This is a genomic window from Flavobacterium sp., from assembly GCF_043722275.1.
Classification (GTDB): domain Bacteria; phylum Bacteroidota; class Bacteroidia; order Flavobacteriales; family Flavobacteriaceae; genus Flavobacterium.
On sequence record NZ_JAYSPC010000025.1, the window covers coordinates 14,244 to 30,949 of the forward strand.

14 protein-coding genes and 1 riboswitch are annotated in these 16,706 nt (G+C 33.4%); of the genes, 9 read left to right on the plus strand and 5 right to left on the minus strand.

Going from position 1 to position 16,706, the window contains the following annotated elements; all coding sequences use genetic code 11:
• Positions 1 to 4 precede the first annotated feature (4 nt).
• Positions 5 to 604, plus strand: coding sequence for a murein L,D-transpeptidase catalytic domain-containing protein (locus tag ACHZDT_RS03040; protein ID WP_394773188.1), 600 nt, complete (start codon positions 5 to 7; stop codon positions 602 to 604).
• Between the two features lie 386 nt (positions 605 to 990).
• Here the strand turns inward: ACHZDT_RS03040 and ACHZDT_RS03045 are convergent, their stop codons facing one another.
• The 3 genes from ACHZDT_RS03045 to ACHZDT_RS03055 all read right to left on the minus strand — a co-directional run bounded on the left by ACHZDT_RS03045 (position 991) and on the right by ACHZDT_RS03055 (position 4,478).
• Complete coding sequence (locus tag ACHZDT_RS03045; RefSeq protein WP_394773189.1) at positions 991 to 2,532, minus strand: hypothetical protein; 1,542 nt, start codon at positions 2,530 to 2,532, stop codon at positions 991 to 993.
• 442 nt (positions 2,533 to 2,974) lie between these two features.
• Positions 2,975 to 3,712 carry a hypothetical protein gene (locus ACHZDT_RS03050; protein ID WP_394773190.1) on the minus strand — a complete coding sequence of 246 codons (738 nt, stop codon included), beginning with the start codon at positions 3,710 to 3,712 and terminating at the stop codon, positions 2,975 to 2,977.
• 424 nt (positions 3,713 to 4,136) lie between these two features.
• Positions 4,137 to 4,478 carry a hypothetical protein gene (locus ACHZDT_RS03055; protein WP_394773191.1) on the minus strand — a complete coding sequence of 114 codons (342 nt, stop codon included), beginning with the start codon at positions 4,476 to 4,478 and terminating at the stop codon, positions 4,137 to 4,139.
• A 281-nt stretch (positions 4,479 to 4,759) separates the two neighbouring features.
• On the opposite strand from ACHZDT_RS03055, the gene ACHZDT_RS03060 reads away from it, so the two are divergent.
• Positions 4,760 to 5,788 (plus strand): rod shape-determining protein, encoded by a 1,029-nt coding sequence (locus ACHZDT_RS03060; RefSeq protein WP_394773192.1) that lies wholly within the window; start codon positions 4,760 to 4,762, stop codon positions 5,786 to 5,788.
• A 119-nt stretch (positions 5,789 to 5,907) separates the two neighbouring features.
• On the opposite strand, the gene ACHZDT_RS03065 is transcribed toward ACHZDT_RS03060, so the two are convergent.
• Positions 5,908 to 6,825 (minus strand): phytanoyl-CoA dioxygenase family protein, encoded by a 918-nt coding sequence (locus ACHZDT_RS03065; protein WP_394773193.1) that lies wholly within the window; start codon positions 6,823 to 6,825, stop codon positions 5,908 to 5,910.
• A 416-nt stretch (positions 6,826 to 7,241) separates the two neighbouring features.
• Positions 7,242 to 7,450: riboswitch (cobalamin riboswitch) on the plus strand.
• Between the two features lie 114 nt (positions 7,451 to 7,564).
• Here ACHZDT_RS03065 and ACHZDT_RS03070 point away from each other — a divergent pair.
• The 4 genes from ACHZDT_RS03070 (at position 7,565) to ACHZDT_RS03085 (ending at position 14,411) form a co-directional block, all read left to right on the plus strand.
• Entirely contained in the window at positions 7,565 to 9,610 is a 2,046-nt protein-coding gene (locus tag ACHZDT_RS03070; RefSeq protein ID WP_394773194.1) for a TonB-dependent receptor, read from the plus strand.
• A complete protein-coding gene (locus tag ACHZDT_RS03075; protein ID WP_394773195.1) occupies positions 9,607 to 10,752 on the plus strand; it encodes a DUF5074 domain-containing protein in 1,146 nt (381 codons plus the stop codon). The genes ACHZDT_RS03070 and ACHZDT_RS03075 overlap by 4 nt, the downstream gene beginning before the upstream one ends.
• Before the next feature lie 70 nt (positions 10,753 to 10,822).
• Positions 10,823 to 12,034: a cell surface protein gene (locus ACHZDT_RS03080; protein WP_394773196.1), complete on the plus strand. Its 1,212-nt coding sequence runs from the start codon at positions 10,823 to 10,825 to the stop codon at positions 12,032 to 12,034.
• A gap of 94 nt (positions 12,035 to 12,128) precedes the next feature.
• Entirely contained in the window at positions 12,129 to 14,411 is a 2,283-nt protein-coding gene (locus ACHZDT_RS03085) for a DUF5074 domain-containing protein (protein ID WP_394773197.1), read from the plus strand.
• A 100-nt stretch (positions 14,412 to 14,511) separates the two neighbouring features.
• On the opposite strand, the gene ACHZDT_RS03090 is transcribed toward ACHZDT_RS03085, so the two are convergent.
• Positions 14,512 to 14,763, minus strand: coding sequence for a Rho termination factor (locus ACHZDT_RS03090; protein ID WP_394773198.1), 252 nt, complete (start codon positions 14,761 to 14,763; stop codon positions 14,512 to 14,514).
• Positions 14,764 to 15,016: 253 nt separating this feature from the next.
• Between ACHZDT_RS03090 and ACHZDT_RS03095 the strand changes: the two genes are divergently transcribed.
• From ACHZDT_RS03095 to ACHZDT_RS03105, 3 genes are all read left to right on the plus strand, one after another.
• Positions 15,017 to 15,586 (plus strand): Crp/Fnr family transcriptional regulator, encoded by a 570-nt coding sequence (locus tag ACHZDT_RS03095; RefSeq protein ID WP_394773199.1) that lies wholly within the window; start codon positions 15,017 to 15,019, stop codon positions 15,584 to 15,586.
• Between the two features lie 128 nt (positions 15,587 to 15,714).
• On the plus strand, positions 15,715 to 16,509 hold the full coding sequence (locus tag ACHZDT_RS03100; RefSeq protein ID WP_394773200.1) for a type 1 glutamine amidotransferase domain-containing protein: 795 nt from the start codon (positions 15,715 to 15,717) through the stop codon (positions 16,507 to 16,509).
• Positions 16,506 to 16,706, plus strand: a 201-nt coding sequence (locus ACHZDT_RS03105; RefSeq protein WP_394773201.1) for a hypothetical protein, incomplete at its 3' end; no start/stop codon positions are given. The genes ACHZDT_RS03100 and ACHZDT_RS03105, both read left to right, overlap by 4 nt.

Here is a 16,706-nt window from a genome sequence, read left to right on the forward strand (position 1 = left end):
GCGTATGAAAATAGTTTTTATGGTTTTGTTTGTTTGCCTGAGTTCTTTTACCACATACAATGCTACTAATAAATATGAAGCATTATCAGAACTTGAGATTGTACGACTTACTGATCACGTTAGCGAGATCAAATCAATAATAAACAGTGATCATAAATACAACACAAAAATTGCTTTTTTGGTAGATATGAAAATCAAATCCGGTAAAAACCGCTTTTTTGTTTATGACCTTCAAAATAATACAATAATAGATCAGGGATTAGTTGCTCACGGCAGCGGTTCAGAAACCGGTGTAAGAGGCGATCTTAAATTCAGCAATGAGCCTAATTCTAATTGTACGTCATTAGGCAGATATTCTGTAGAGAAATCATACAAAGGTATTTTCGGAAAAGCCTTTAGATTAAATGGTTTGGATGAAACGAATAACAATGCTTTAAAAAGAGCAATTGTTTTACACCAGTATTCAGCTGTTCCTTATGATGAGCAGGATTACTACATTTCAAACAGTCACGGTTGCCCAATGGTAAACGAAGTATTCTTTAAAAGACTTGAAAAAGTAATTGAGAGTTCAAACTCAAAAATTATGATGTACGTTTATTATTAAGAAATAAATTCCGACACATATATAAAACAAAAAAAGAGCTATTATAGCTCTTTTTTTTGTTTTATATAATTAAGTATCTAAAAGTGTAGTCCTACGGGTAATTTATTTTTCAAACTATATTTTTTTAAGCAAAGTGTAGTTTGAATTGCCTCCGGCTTTAGCTGGAGTTTATATAAAATTAATCTGAATGGCTAAGCTAAAAATGTGTGATTTGGCTAAAGCCACCTTATTGTGCATATTAAACTCCTCAGCTGAAGCTGGAGGCCAGTCAAAAGCTTAACTTAATGACATTGCCCTGCGGGACATTTTACTACTTAATTACTTCTTGGTATATATCTTTAGAACGTTAGTGTTTAATTATTTAAACACTAACGTTTAATATGATTTTAATTATCAGAGAAAGATCCTATTTGTTGTAAGTGTTGTTCAGTTTGGTATTTATTGAAGTTATCCCATTTTGGCGGAGAACTTGTTTTTTGTCCGTACATCGCATCTAAACAAACATTGTTGTCTTTGTACTTATCATGTAATACAGCCAGAATTTTGAAGAAGAATTCATCTAAAAGTACGATAGCTTCAAATTCTGATTTTAAAGCCTCGTAATTACTGTCTGATGGATTTAATAATTGCAATAAATCCAAAACTTCTTTCTTTTCAGCTTCATCAACTTCAGTTAAATAACCCATTTTTAAAGTTTTAAAAACCAGATTATTCCACGCTTTACTATCATGTGCCCATTGAACATCAGGAAGATTTAAAGAATGCTCGCAAATTAAGATGATTGAAAAAAGTACATCATTTAAGTATTCAGCCGGAAACTCATCAAAGCTCCTGAATTCAAAACCACTCTGATACATTTTTTCCTGATTAAAATCAAGACCCACTTCAGATAGCATTTCATATTCCATGTCTGCTTCAATCTGATCGCGCCACCAAACATTTTCCTCTTTTTCAAATTTTAGTAATTTTCTAAAATCATCAACATTATAGGTTAATATTTTACCTTTTGGCATTGCTTTATTATAAGTTCCTACGCCAATGTAACGAGACATTGCGTTTCTCATAGAACCTAAAGTAAATTTTTTGTCTAAACTGTATTTATCACTTATTACGCCCATAATGTCCGGACTTCCAAGAGTTGCTATAAAAAACGGCTCAAACCATTGCAATAAATAAATGGCGTTTGCGTGCGTTTTTTCAAAATCATTGTAATCAACGATTCTGCTGTCTTCGGTTAAGGATGGTAAAGTAATATGAAAATGATATGTTCCGTTATTAAACAAAACCAGGTTTTCCTGATTTGTCATGAACATATTAAGTCCGTTATTATAATCCGGAAAATTTAATTTACCGTTTAAAACAGACGATTCATTAATTTTATCAAGGAATAACTTTTTGGTAGCTTTTAATTCTTTGCAGGATTCTGCGATAGTTCTGTTTTCAAAATATTTCGTCACAAATTCAATCGAATCTCCATCAAAATGTACAGAACCCATCGTTTTATTTCGTTGGGTAATCATACTTTGAATATTGTACGGTTGATCTTCAAGGAAAATTTCCATGATAGATTTTCCTAAATAATCAGGATTTTCAAGTGGTTGTGCAACTACCTCACCATTTTCAGTATCAATTAATGGTTTTATAGGCGATAATGTTTTGTGCTGGTAATTGATATCCAGTTTTTCAAGGGAATGACTGTTCATCATTCGGCTTACTTTATAGTTTTCATTTAAACCAAAAGCTTTTTGCAAAATAGGAGCTAAGCTTTCCGGTTTATAACATTTTCTATAATCAATACTGTATTTTTCAAAACCAATTTTTTCTTGTATAAATTCACCAGTAACTATTAGGGATTCTTCAAATTGCATGTAGGTTTCGTTTTCTAATCCTATACCCCAATAATATTTTTTTGTCTGATTGTCTTTCATTTATACTAACTTTCTTTTTTTATGGTGATTAAACTTTTAATGGTATTATATTTTTATTCGGAAATACAATTTTAATCTGTTGCAATTCAGAGCCAAAAAAGCTTTTAACGGATTAAACATGTTGTTGCATCCATTAAAAAAGTTTTGCTTTACTTTTAAAATTGTATGAAATTCTATTTTAGCCTCAGAAATTTTGCACTTAAACCGACTAAAAGATTGCTGAAAAAGTAAAATTTTATAATAAGGTTATAAAATTACTATTTGGCATTAATCACTTTTATATCAATAATTTAAGCTGATGAATAGCCAATGTGCACACTTTTGCTATTCTTGTTTTTTCCAAGTTGCAAAAGTAGTTTTTTATTATGTCATTTACAAGTAGTTAACACGCTGAAAATCAATATTTTTTTTAGGTGTTCAAACTATTATGCTGTTTTTTTATTTATTCATGGTAATAGAAGACGTGAGAGGAATATAATTCATCATTCCACCAGTCTTTTCTAACTTCTGCAAAGTAATTATAATTTAGTTTTCCGGCTTGTGATTGCAGCGGATATACTACAATACCATTTTCACGATATGCTTTATGCGAATCACTTTCAGGAACCACAGGAACAATATGTCCTGAAAGTCCTTTTTCTTTTCTTTTGGCACAAATTATTCCAACTCCGCCATTAGCATTCACTTCGTTTTGAATTTCTTCAACAGTATGCATTCTTTTCCATCCAAAACTGGCGCCCCATTGCAAAAACCAATCGTGAATTGCGCTGGAATAAATCCGATCAACAGTTTCTTCAAAAACAGCTTCAACTTCCTCTCCGTTCAATATTTTTTCAAGAGATTCATCCGTCCACCAAACTGTAGGGACATATACTTTGGCAAAATAACAATAATCGTAGGAATACACATTGCAATAGGTATCTTCAACCGTTCGTTGATACCTTAAATTATTTTCAACGTCCAGTTTATCAATTATTCTGGCAATACTTTCTTTTTTAGTGGCAAGATTGGTCAAATCTCTGAACGGAATTGTAGAATCCCCGATAGGTTTTTCTTTCATTTCCATCGAATTTAAGCTTGATTCAGGATCAGGCAATAAATCAGCTTTTGTTATCTTATTATTCGGTATTGGATTATCACTTAAAGGTAATGATGCCACTGATACGGTATAATTTTCCATCTTGACTACTTATAATTAATTGGCTTAACGATGCACAAATTAACTTGTTTTGCATCGTAATTTTGTCAACCAGAAAGTAAATATAGGTATTTATACTTTTCTAATACTTCTTAAAAAAGACAAATTTCAGAAAGCTTTACGTTGAATTTAGTTCATTTATTACTTTTAAAAGTCTTTTTTATGATTAAATTAGGTCAGATTTGCTAAAGAATTTCGAGAGAAAACAATAGTAATTCCGTGATAATTATGATTTTAAATCCAATATAAATGATTAGATTTTTTTGCCACGAATTGCACGAATTATCACGAATTTAAAATTGATTGTTAGAAAAATAAAAATCCAATTTCACTATTTAAATTCGTGAAATTGGATTTTATATTTAGCATTAATTGGTGCTAATTCGGGAAATTCGCGGCGAACTTTTTACTTTTCATCGTCTTTATTAATGCTTTTCTCTTGTTTGGCACCTTGGTCAGATTTAACATTTGTACTGTTTGCAGCATCGCCTTGCGGATGTTTTAGATCTTCGACAAATTCTTCCTGATATTGATAAGGATCTTCTTCTCTGGCATAATTATCGTTATCTACAGGAGTTTCCTGATCTACATAATCAGGATCGCTTTCTCCAAATTCAAGTGGATTATCTTTACTGGTTTCTTTTTTAAATAGATCGTCGTTGTGAATATTATTTCCATCAACGGTAGTATTTTGATCGATAAAATCCGGATCTGTCTGACCGTATTCGTTGTGATTTTGCTTTTCCATAATATTATTTTTTTACAATAATTTAAATTCTGATTTCTAATTAACTTTACTATTTAAAAGTTATGTTTTACAAATTTAGCGGGATTGCCAATGTGATTTATTACAGAAAAATAAATTATAGTTGCATAATTAATAGCTATTTACGTTTAAAATGACTAAATTTTGTTCCGCAAAAACCAAGTTTGATTTCAAACGCTCTTTTAATTTTGAATTAGAATTTTAGTCTTTGTAGAGAATAAAACAGCAACAAAAGCGTTCGTTATTTAAACAAAAACTATATTATGGGCTTATTTGATTTTATGATAGTGGAGATAGCTATGGATTTAGGAACAGCGAATACTTTAATAATTTATGATGGAAAAATTGTAGTCGACAGTCCTTCTATCGTGGCACGAGATATTAGAAACGGAAAAATTATTGCAGTTGGTAAAGAAGCCAGCTTAATGCAAGGTAAAACACACGAGAATATTAAAACAATCCGACCGCTGAAAGATGGTGTTATTGCCGATTTTGATGCTTCGGAAAAAATGATCAGCTGGTTTATAAGGAACATTCCAGAGATTAAGAAGAGCTTTTTTACGCCCGCACTTAGAATGGTGGTTTGTATACCAAGCGGAATTACCGCAGTTGAAATGAGAGCCGTAAAGGAATCGTGCGAACGTGTAAACGGTAAGGAAGTATTTTTAATTCATGAACCAATGGCAGCAGCAATTGGAATAGGTTTAGATGTAATGTTACCAAAAGGAAATATTATTGTAGATATTGGTGGTGGAACTACAGAAATTGCGGTGATTGCCTTGGGCGGAATTATTTGTGATAAATCGATAAAAATTGCCGGCGACGTTTTTACCAATGATATCTTATACTATATGAGAACTCAGCATAATTTATATATTGGAGACGCTTCTGCGGAAATGATTAAAATCGAAGTAGGTTCGGCACTTGAAGAACTTGAGCATGCTCCGGATGATATGATGGTTCGCGGAAGGGATTTACTAACCGGAAAACCAAAAGAGATCAAAGTAACGTACAGGGAAATTGCGAGAGCATTAGACAAATCAATATTAAGGATCGAAGATGCAATTATGGTAACGCTTTCATTAACGCCGCCGGAACTTGCCGCAGATATTTATAATACAGGTTTGTATCTTGCAGGAGGAGGAGCAATGCTTCGTGGACTGGATAAAAGGATTTCGCAAAAAACAGATTTGCCGGTTTATATTGCCGAAGATCCTTTAAGAGCCGTAGTTCGCGGAACCGGAATTGTATTAAAAAACATAGCAAAATATAAAACTGTATTGGTAAAATAAGGTTAAAAAAAATATTCAACACATTGAAACATAGATTTTATAAACGTAAAAGTGAAACGCCTTTATTAAGCGTACAAAATCTATGTTTCGATGTATTAAATAAATATACCCAACAAAACTTACAACCATTCTTCTAAAGTAGTATAATCATCCGGTAAATAGGTGAGATATTGCACCATTCTGGGGCTTTCACCTTTATTAGGCGTTGCGCAATGCGGTAATCTATTGTCCCAAATTATAAAATCGCCTGCATTACCAAGTATAGGAATTGGCTGTAAAGTTTCAATTGCTTTATTTCTGGGGTTTTCATTTGGTTCAAGATGATCGAGCCAATTATTTATGTTATTATGGAAACCGGCAACACAATGAAACGCGCCATCATCAATGCCACAATCCGTGAGATATAATAATCCCTGAAATCCTAATGTAATGGGTTGTTTCAAACTAATATCCCAATGCAGCGGACTTCCTAAGAAAGTAAATTCTTCAGTTTCTGGCGGATTAAAACTTACTTTGTCAATCGTTTTGTATATTTTAGTTGAATTATAAAGCTGTTCATATGCTTTTTTTATCCTGGGTGAAAACCTGTTTCTGTTTAATGTTTCATGATCCGAAAAATTAAGCATTAAGCCCTTTTGATTTTCGTGTCGGTTATACCAGGTTTCCTTTTTATTTGGATTCATTTTCAGGAAATCCCAAATTGCCTGTTGTGTATCTTCGCAATCTTTTTTTGAAATTGCATTTTTTACAATCACATAACCGTTTTCCTTCCAAAACTGAAGATCTTCATTTGATAGAACATCATCTGTAAAATGATCTTCTTCAATATTTTTTGTTTTCTGCTTGTCGTTAATCCAAATTTTAAAAGATTCAAAATCAGGTTTCTCAAAATATAAAAACTGCAAAGTATCTTCCATACTAATACCTAATTGATACAAAGTTTTGATTTCATTGTCCCAATTAGTATTTTCTCCATTAGAAATACTGGCGGGATTCAAAGTACGTTTCCATAAATTTTCAAGAATATTCCAGGGCATAAGTTTTGGCAATTAATAGTTTGTTTATTTTTTTTTAAATAAATAGAGACATAGATTTTGTATTCTGTAAAAAGCGTTTCACTTGTTTAAAATATACATAGCAAGCAAGCTCAAACTATGTGAAGAAATATATTTCTTTTCATCTATAAAATTTGCAACGTCAAACCCGACAGGTTTTTAAAACCTGTCGGGTTTACTATATCGGTAACCATAGCCGATAAACTTTAGACAATCTCGTCTATAAAATCTATGTTTCTATGTGTTAGATTTTTTTCTTCAGCTAATTCAAAAATAGCACATTTATAATTCTCTTTTATAAAGTATAAATACCTGATTTAAGAATTCTGCAAAACCATCTCATAAATTATATTTTTAAACAAAGTTTTTCTTTTTTTATAATTAGGCTTTTATAAAGTACATTTGCACCAGATTTTGGTCCGCTTTTTTTATAATTTTTAAGAAAGTCGGTTAAAAGGGAATCAGGTGAAAATCCTGAACAGACCCGCTACTGTAAGTTCTATATAAGTCTTTAAACGTTACTAATGCCATTGTTCGCCACGGCGGATGAGAAGGTTGTTTAAAGATGGAACAAGTCAGGAGACCTGCCACAATCACATAGTTTAAGACTTTCGTGGAATAAAGTTGAACAACAAGAATTGACCTGTTATTTGTATAACGGGATTCTCTCTTATTGCTTTTTGATTATTACATCCGCGAAATTTATTTAATTAAATCAGTGATGTATAATAAAAAATTACTCTTATTTATTTTCCTATTTTCTGCTCCGTTTTTACTTCATTCGCAAGTATCAAACGATAGTTTACGCGTTTTAAAAGAAGTAATTCTAAAAGGAAAACTGTATCAGGAAGTCATTCCTGTACAAAGTTTATCAGGCAAATTACTTGAAAATTTAGCCAGTCATAACGTTGCCGATGCTTTAAGGTATTTTGCAGGAACTCAAATAAAAGATTACGGCGGTCTTGGCGGACTTAAAACTGTCGATGTCCGTAATATGGGAACGCATCACGTAGGTGTTTTTTACGATGGCGTACAATTAGGAAACGCACAAAACGGTGTGACGGATTTAGGGAAATATTCCTTAGATGATATGGAATCCCTGACGATGTATAACGGACAAAAAAGCGAAATATTCCAGTCGGCTAAAGATTATGCGGCAGCTTCAACCATTTATTTAAGAACAAAACGACCGGTTTTTATTGGAGGAAAAAAGACAAATCTATTAGTTCGCTACAAAACAATGTCCATTAATTATGTTGATCCTTCGTTTAGATGGGAACAAAAACTAAGTGATAAAGTCAGTCTCAGCGTAAGTTCTGAATACATAAAATCGAATGGAGAATATAAGTACAGGTATAAAAGGAACAATCTCGACGGAACTGTTGCGTATGATACAACCGCCACGAGACACAATAGTGATATTGAAGCCTTTAGATTTGAATCTGGACTTTACGGAAAAATAAATAACGGTTCCTGGGATGCCAAAGTGTATTATTATGATTCAGAAAGAGGAGCGCCCGGAGCAATTGTTGAAAATAAATTTTCTGATGGTTTCAGGCAATACGACAAGAATTTTTTTACACAAGGAACTTTCATTAAGGATTTTACCGAAAAATATAAATTTCAGGCAAAAGCCAAATATGCGTATGATTATACACATTATGTTGCCAGAGATACCACCAATATTTTAGGAGAAGTCGTAACCGAAGGAGCACAATCTGATGATAGTTATTTTCAGCAGGAATATTATGTTTCGGCGGTAAATATGTACAGCATATTACCCACCTGGGATGTTTCGTTATCTACAGATTTTCAATACAATAGATTAAATGCAACCAGAAAAGGAATCCAGACTTTATTCTCTTTTCCACAGCGGTATACGGCATTATTTGCCCTTGCAAGTTCGTACAGACTTGGCGCTTTCAAAGCTTTAGGAAGTGTTGTAGGAACTCATGTTCAGGAGGAAGTGCGATACAATGCAAAAGCGCCTGATAAAACCGAATTTACTCCTGCATTATTCCTCGGATATACCCCGTTTAAGGATTACGATTTTAATATAAGAGCATTCGCAAAACGTATTTTCAGAATGCCCACTTTTAATGATTTGTATTATACAATGGTTGGATCCAGTACTTTACGACCGGAATATATGAATCAGTATGATGTTGGTTTTACCTATAATCTTCTGATCGAAAAAGGGATTCTGGACAAATTATCTTTTCAGGTTGATGGTTATTATACTAATACGAAAGACAAAATTGTGGCTGCTCCAACCGGAAATTTATTCAGATGGATGATGACGAATATTGGGCAGGTAAAAGGGCAGGGAATAGAATCTGTAGTAAATCTGGGAATGCATATTGGTACCGTAAACCTGAGTACAAATCTAACATACACGTATTCGCAAAACAGAGATTACACAAAATTTGCAGGTTTGGAATTATCATCTTATGGAGATCAAATTCCCTATACGCCGTGGCATAGCGGATCAGGAATTTTAAACGCCGATTACAAAACATGGAATTTTAATTACAGCTTTATATATGTGGGTAAACGATATAATGGGAATGTCAATAATATAAAAGTAAACGAAGTTCAGCCTTGGTACACGCACGATTTAGCCGTACAAAAATCATTTGCATTTCAGCATTATAAAATGAAAGGTACAATAGAATTAAACAACGCTTTTAATCAGCAATACGAGGTAATTTATAATTATCCGATGCCGGGGCGAACCTTAAAATTCATAATAAGTATTGAGCTATGAAAAAAATTACCATAAAATTAACCCTAAGTTTATTTATAGCCGTTGCTTTCGTTTCCTGTAGAGAAGATGAAACTATTTTTCCGTCATCAGATCAAAGCGTTGCTGCGCCCAGAAGTGACGGTAAAATAGAAGGTTTTTATCTTTTAAACGAAGGGAATATGGGAATGAACAGAGCTAGTATTGATATTTTCAATTACAGGACAGGAAATTATACTACCGATATTTATTCTGAACGAAATCCCGCCGTAATAAAAGAATTAGGAGATGTAGGCAATGACATAAAAATATACGGTAACAAAGTTTATGCGGTAATCAATTGTTCTAACAAAGTTGAGGTTATAGACAAATGGTCGGCAAAACGCATTAAAAAAATAGACATTCCCAATTGTCGATATGTCACTTTTTATAAAGACAAAGCTTATGTAAGTTCCTATGCTGGTCCTGTAGCGATAAATCCAAATGCAGAAATTGGTTTTGTTGCAGAAATTGATACAACATCTTTAGAAATAAAACGAAAAGTTACAGTAGGATATCAGCCGGAACAAATGGTCGTTCATAACGGGAAATTATATGTCGCAAATTCCGGCGGTTACAGAGTTCCTAATTATGACAGAACAGTCTCTGTAATAGATCTCGAAACCTTTACAGAAACCAAAAAAATAGATGTTGGCATTAATCTTTCAGGAATGGAAATAGACTCGCGCGGAGATATTTATGTGAGTTCCAGAGGAGATTATTACACAGTACCTTCTAATCTTTTTGTGATAGATTCTAAGACAGAAGAGAAAAAAATGCAGTTTGATATTCCGGTTTCGGGAATGTGTCTTGTAGATGATTTATTGTATTTCTACAGCGTTTCGTGGAGTTATTTAACGAACAGCAATAAAGTTACTTACGGAATATTAGATACCAAAACCAAAAAAATAATCAGCGATAAACTTATTACAGATGGCACAGATAAGCAAATCATGATTCCGTACGGACTTCAGGTAAATCCCGAAACCAAAGAAATTTATATAACCGATGCACAAAATTATGTCGTAACCGGTTATATCTATTGTTTTACGCCCGAAGGAAAATTAAAATGGAAGACAACCGCCGGAAATATTCCTGCACATATTGCCTTTATAACTAAAAAATAAATGATAAAAACCATGAATAGAAAATTTTACACATTTACAATTACCAGCAATTAATTTAAAATTTATGAATATGGGAAGAAACACTTTTAAAATTTTAAAAATAACATTAGTCTTCATCTTTATACTGGGATTTATTGCCTGCGGAACAGATAACGAAGAACTTGGTATTGAAGAACCACCTGCAGTAATACTGAAAGATTCCTATACAATTGAGCGTTTTAAAGTGCTGAATATTATCACGAATCTGCCTGCGAATTCACAAGTAACGTGGAGTATTAATGATTCTGTAATATCACAAAACGCACAATTGGATTTTATTACTCCGTATTTAAAAAATTATCCACTGACTTTAAAAGTAGAAAATAACGGAGTTGTCAAAACATATACTTCTTTAATTAATGTAACAAAAGAGGCGGGAACTTACAGTAAATACATCTCAAATGTATTCGATTTTCGTCCGGGAGTTGGTCAGTTTACAAACGGAATTCCCGAATATTTAGCAGGAAATACAGAAGCCAATCTTATCAGCGCAGCAAAAAAAGCAATCGTTGGCGGGAATACAAGTATGATTTCGTTAGGAAGTTTTGGCGGATATGTTGTTTTTGGTTTTGATCACACAATTCCAAATATGGCTGGAAGGGATTTCAAGATTTTAGGAAATGCATTTTGGGGAAGTGAAGCCAGCGAAGAACGTTCAGGATCTTGCGAAGCCGGAATTATTCTGGTGGCTTTCGATAAAAATAAAAACGGAAAACCTGATGAAGATGAATGGTACGAAATTGCAGGAAGTGAATATTTTAAAAATACTACAATCAAGAATTATAGTGTAACCTATTTTAAACCTGATGCTAATAAATTGCCAATTGCAGGAGAGGAATTCTGGCAAATTGATTCGGAATATATTAAGTGGGAAGACAATCAGGGAAAATCAGGATTTAAGTCAAAAAATGCATTTCACGATCAGAGTTATTATCCGTCATGGATTGCTGAGTCATCATACAGCTTGAAAGGAACAAGAATAAAAGATAATTTTTACGATCAAAGCGGCACCGGAAATTATTGGGTTGGTGCGTCTTTTGAATTTGGCTATGCCGATAATGCACCAAACAATGACGAAGCATCAAATATTGATATCGCATGGGCAGTAGATAAAACCGGAAACTACGTAAAACTTCCCGGAATAGATTTCATAAAAGTATATACAGCAATCAATCAGGAAGCGGGCTGGCTGGGTGAAGTTTCGACAGAAGTTGCGGGAGCTTATGATTTATATATTAAATAAAATAACAGAATAAATAATTTTTTAAAACACAGAAAAGAATTCACATTAACAATTAACCCTTTTTAAACCATAAAAATTCTAAAATTAATCAAACATGAAGAAAAATTACTTTTTAATAATAATGTTATTTTTTGCGTTCCTGACAAATGCGCAAGTAACAGTTCAGGGCATATATCGAGATGATATTAAGCAAGAAACAACTCAAAAACAGCTTAAAAAAAGTGCTGCAAATGCTGCAAGTTTCAACGATATTCAATATTGGGTTGGTACAGGTTCAAATCAGGCAGCTTTTGTGTTACAATGGAATGACGGTAAAAATTCTGATGCCTTAATGTGGGGGTTTAGATGGGATGGAACCGCAACTGGTGAAGACATGCTAAAAGCGATCCTGAAAGCTGATCCCAGATTTTTCTCTCTGCTTTATCAGGGAACACAATTTGGATCTGCGATAGGAGGATTTGGCTATGATTTAAATGGAGCAAATACAAACGGACTTTACAAAAGCGGAAACGTAACATATCCTTATTATCCTGTAAATGGAATCGTAAATACTACTATTTATGATTTTGATGATTATACAGCGATCGATCCTGCAGATCATTGGCAATCAGGTTGGACAGTGAACGGATATTGGTCTTATAATGTAAAAGATCCTGCTGATGCTGACTATGGTTATTCAGGTTTGGGAGCAAGCAGCCGTGTTTTAGAGAACGGTTCATGGGATGTTTGGAATTTTAGACCAAATTTTGAGCCAATCGAAATTGCATCAACATTTACGCCGGTTCCGGCTTATGTTGCCGCAACAAGTTTTACAAGCGGATATTTTATAGTAAACGAAGAATGGTTTGGACATACAAACGGATCTGTGAATTTTGTTAATAATTCCGGAAATGTAAATTATCGCGTTTATAGCGCTGCAAATAGCAATCAGGCTTTTGGAGCAACCACACAAAACGGAACAATCTACGGAGATAAATTTTATTTTGTTTCAAAACAAGCTGCTGATGGAGGAGATAGTCAATATACTCCGGGTGGAAAATTAGTCGTAGCCAATGCGCAAACCATGGAAAAAATCGCAGGATTTAATGATATTGGCGGAGGTGACGGACGTTCGTTTTTAGGGATTGACGAAAACACAGGATATATTGGTGCATCAAACGGAATTTATTTATTTGATATTGCCAATATGAAAGTAGGAAGTCTGATTGCAGAAACTGGCGGTGGAAGTCAATACACAGGACAAATAGGGAACATGATTCGCACATCTCAATATGTATTTGCCGTAAAACAAACCAAAGGAATTTTAGTAATCGACCCAAAAACAAATACTGTAGTTAAAACAATCTCCGGTGCTTACGATTCAGTTGTTCAGGCAAAAGACGGAAGTATCTGGTCAATTCAAAACCAGAAATTATTTAATATAAATGCAACAACTTTTGCAGTGACAGAATATGCAATTCCTACCACAAAGTATATTGGATCATGGGGCGCGTGGAATGCAGGAAGCTTTACATATAGTAATCAGCAAAATGCTTTATACTGGATAAATTCTATCAATAGTTTTAGTTCAGGAATAAAAATTGTGAAATTTGATGTAGCTTCAAAAACGTTTAATGAAAATTTTGCAACAGTTCCGGGACAAACAGGAACGTACAAACAAATTCCTTACGGAGCTGCATTACGAGTTGATCCGGTTTTGGATAATTTAATTCTGACTACAACAGAAAGCGGATTTGGAGCACATTATCAAAAAAACTGGATTCATACTTATAATAGTGCAGGAACCTTAACAAATACGAAAATTTTAGATGATTATTACTGGTTTCCAGCCGTAACAGTTTTCCCTGATAATACTGCGCCTGTTGTAAATGCGACTTTGCCTTCGCAGGTTTCAGCAACGGGTACAACAGTAATTGATTTGAAAAATGTAGTTTCAGATACAGATAATTTATCGATAGCAATTGTAAAATCGGTAAAATCAAATAGTGATACAGGAGTTGTTTCGGCAATAATAAATGCAAATGATGAATTGGTTTTAACGCCACAAGCATTAGGAACTGCAACAGTTGTAGTAAGTTTTAATTCTAACGGAAAAGTAGTCGAAAAATCTATCGAAGTCAATACATCAACTACTTTAGGAACAGGCGATTTCCAGAAATTAGAATTAGCAATTTACCCTAATCCGGTTTCTGATTATCTGAATATTAGAACTCAGGATGAGGTTTTAAGTGTAAATGTCTACGATGTTTCAGGAAAAACAATCAATGCAAGAGTTGATAATAACCAAATCAACGTAAGCAATTTCATAAACAGAATGTACATAATTAATGTTGTAACCGACAAAGCTAATTATGTTCAGAAATTTATTAAGCAATAAAAAGCAGTTTAATATTCTGCTAATAATTGTTTTAATTCAATAAAAAAGATCTCAAAAAAGTTTAATCTTAAGCTTTTTTGAGATTTTTTTTTTATAAACATTAATTACTTCTTAAAGCATGCATTAATTCTTTTTTCGTCATTTTAGATCGTCCTTTTATGTCGGCTTTTTTAGCTTCAGCATAAAGATCCTCTTTTGATCTATCTTCATAATCTCCGCTGGAACCACCTCTTTTTTCGGCTCCCTTACTATTTGATATTCGCGCTGATTTTTCTTTGCTGTAACCTTTATCGCGCAATGCTTCGTATTGGTCCTTATCTTTAATTTGCGGACCCGGATCTTTTCCTGGCATAATAATTAATTTAAGTTTGTATTTTATTGATTAGATTCTAATGTATTAGAAGTAATATCGTAAAATTAAATACTCTCAAAATTGCATTTTTATACTTTTAATACTAAGTATTACAGAATTCCAACAGTAATTTAACCTAAACTATTTTTCAAATACTTCCATAAAACTCAAGTAAAAAACAATTCTTTATCCCATCAAAAGAGCTTAAAAACAACAATTAATCTTTTATCTTTGATTCGGAAAAAAAGCCATTATGGAAAAGCTCAGAAAGCATATTGAAGAAATTATATCGATTAGTGATGAAGAATTTGAATCAATCAAGCCCTTTTTCACTATTAGAAAGGTATTAAAAAATCAATATTTAATTCAGCAAGGTGATGATGCAAAATACGAATACATCATTATGAGCGGCATTTTCAGGGTTTTTTATCTTGACGAAGACGGAAAAGAACACATCGTGCAATTTGCCACAGAAAACTGGTGGATGTCGGATTATATCGCCTACTTCAATCAAAAGCAGGCAAACATGAATGTGGTTTGTATGGAAGCAGGAGAAGTTTTGTGCCTCACACTTGACGGAAGGGAAAAACTTTCAGAAACCCTTCATAAAATGGAACACTTTTTTAGGGTAAAACTCACCAAAGGTTATCTGGCACTTCAGCAACGCGTTATTTCATTACTTTCAAATAATCCGCAGCAGCGATATAAAGAATTTGCAGATCTCTATCCAAATTTAATGCAAAAAATTCCCAAGAAATATATCGCAGAATATCTTGGCGTAAGCCGCGAAACCCTTAGCAGGCTTTATTCTAATACAAAATAACAACCCAATTTACTACTAAAGTGTGATTTCGATCACACTTTTTTTGTGACTTTCCTCCTCTTATTGAGGAGTAGAGCTGGCATAAATTTGCCCTATAAATAATTCATAACCATTAAAAATTTATAGCCATGAAAAAACTTATGATCGTCACATTGGCACTTGCCTTTTTTTCTTCTTATGCACAAAATAAAAAGGAAAACACAGTAGTAAAAGAAAAATCAACCCTTAAAAATGAAACTAAAATGAACAAGAAAATTTTAATTATCGTATCGAATGCCAATGCAATTGGACCAAACAACAGAAGAACAGGAACTTTTTTGCCTGAAGTAGCACATCCTTATGCCGAATTTGACAAAGCAAATTACCAAATAGATTTTGCAAGTTTAACCGGAGACACACCGTATTTAGATGCTCTTAACTTAGCAAATGACCCTGATAACTTAGCGTTTCTAACCGGAAAAGGATGGGAAGCCATGCAAAAAGCCGTTAAATTATCCAATGTTGAGGTAAGTAAATACGACGCCATTTTTGTACCAGGCGGATTAGCACCAATGGTAGATATGCCGGAAAACGAATTGCTTAAAAAAGTAATTAAAGAAACTTACGAACTCAATGCAGTTGTAGGAGCAGTTTGTCACGGTCCGGTTTCCTTATTAAATGTAAAATTAAGCAACGGATCTTATTTAGTAAACGGTAAAAATATCACCTCATTTACAGATGAAGAAGAAAGAGGTTACGCTATTGCCGATGTACCATTTTTATTAGAAAGCGCATTGACAAAACAAGGAGCAAAATTTCACGCAGCGGCAATTTGGTCTGATCATAGTATTGCAGATGGAAATCTGGTTACAGGACAAAATCCTGCTTCTGCAAAAGGAGTTGCCGAAAAAATGATTGTTATCTTAGAAGCAGCTAAAAAATGATTTTTTTAGAAAAGGGGCAAAGAAACAGAGGTGCAAAGAGGCAAAGTATCAAAGTTACAAAGGTTTTTTCTTTGCGTTTGAGCGAGAGAATAAAAAATAATTATAATCTTAAACTGGTAGCGCATTTTTGTCTTCTGAGCGAAGTCGAAGAGCACAACAACTTTCCACATAGTTTGTCATCCCGAGGAACGAGGGAT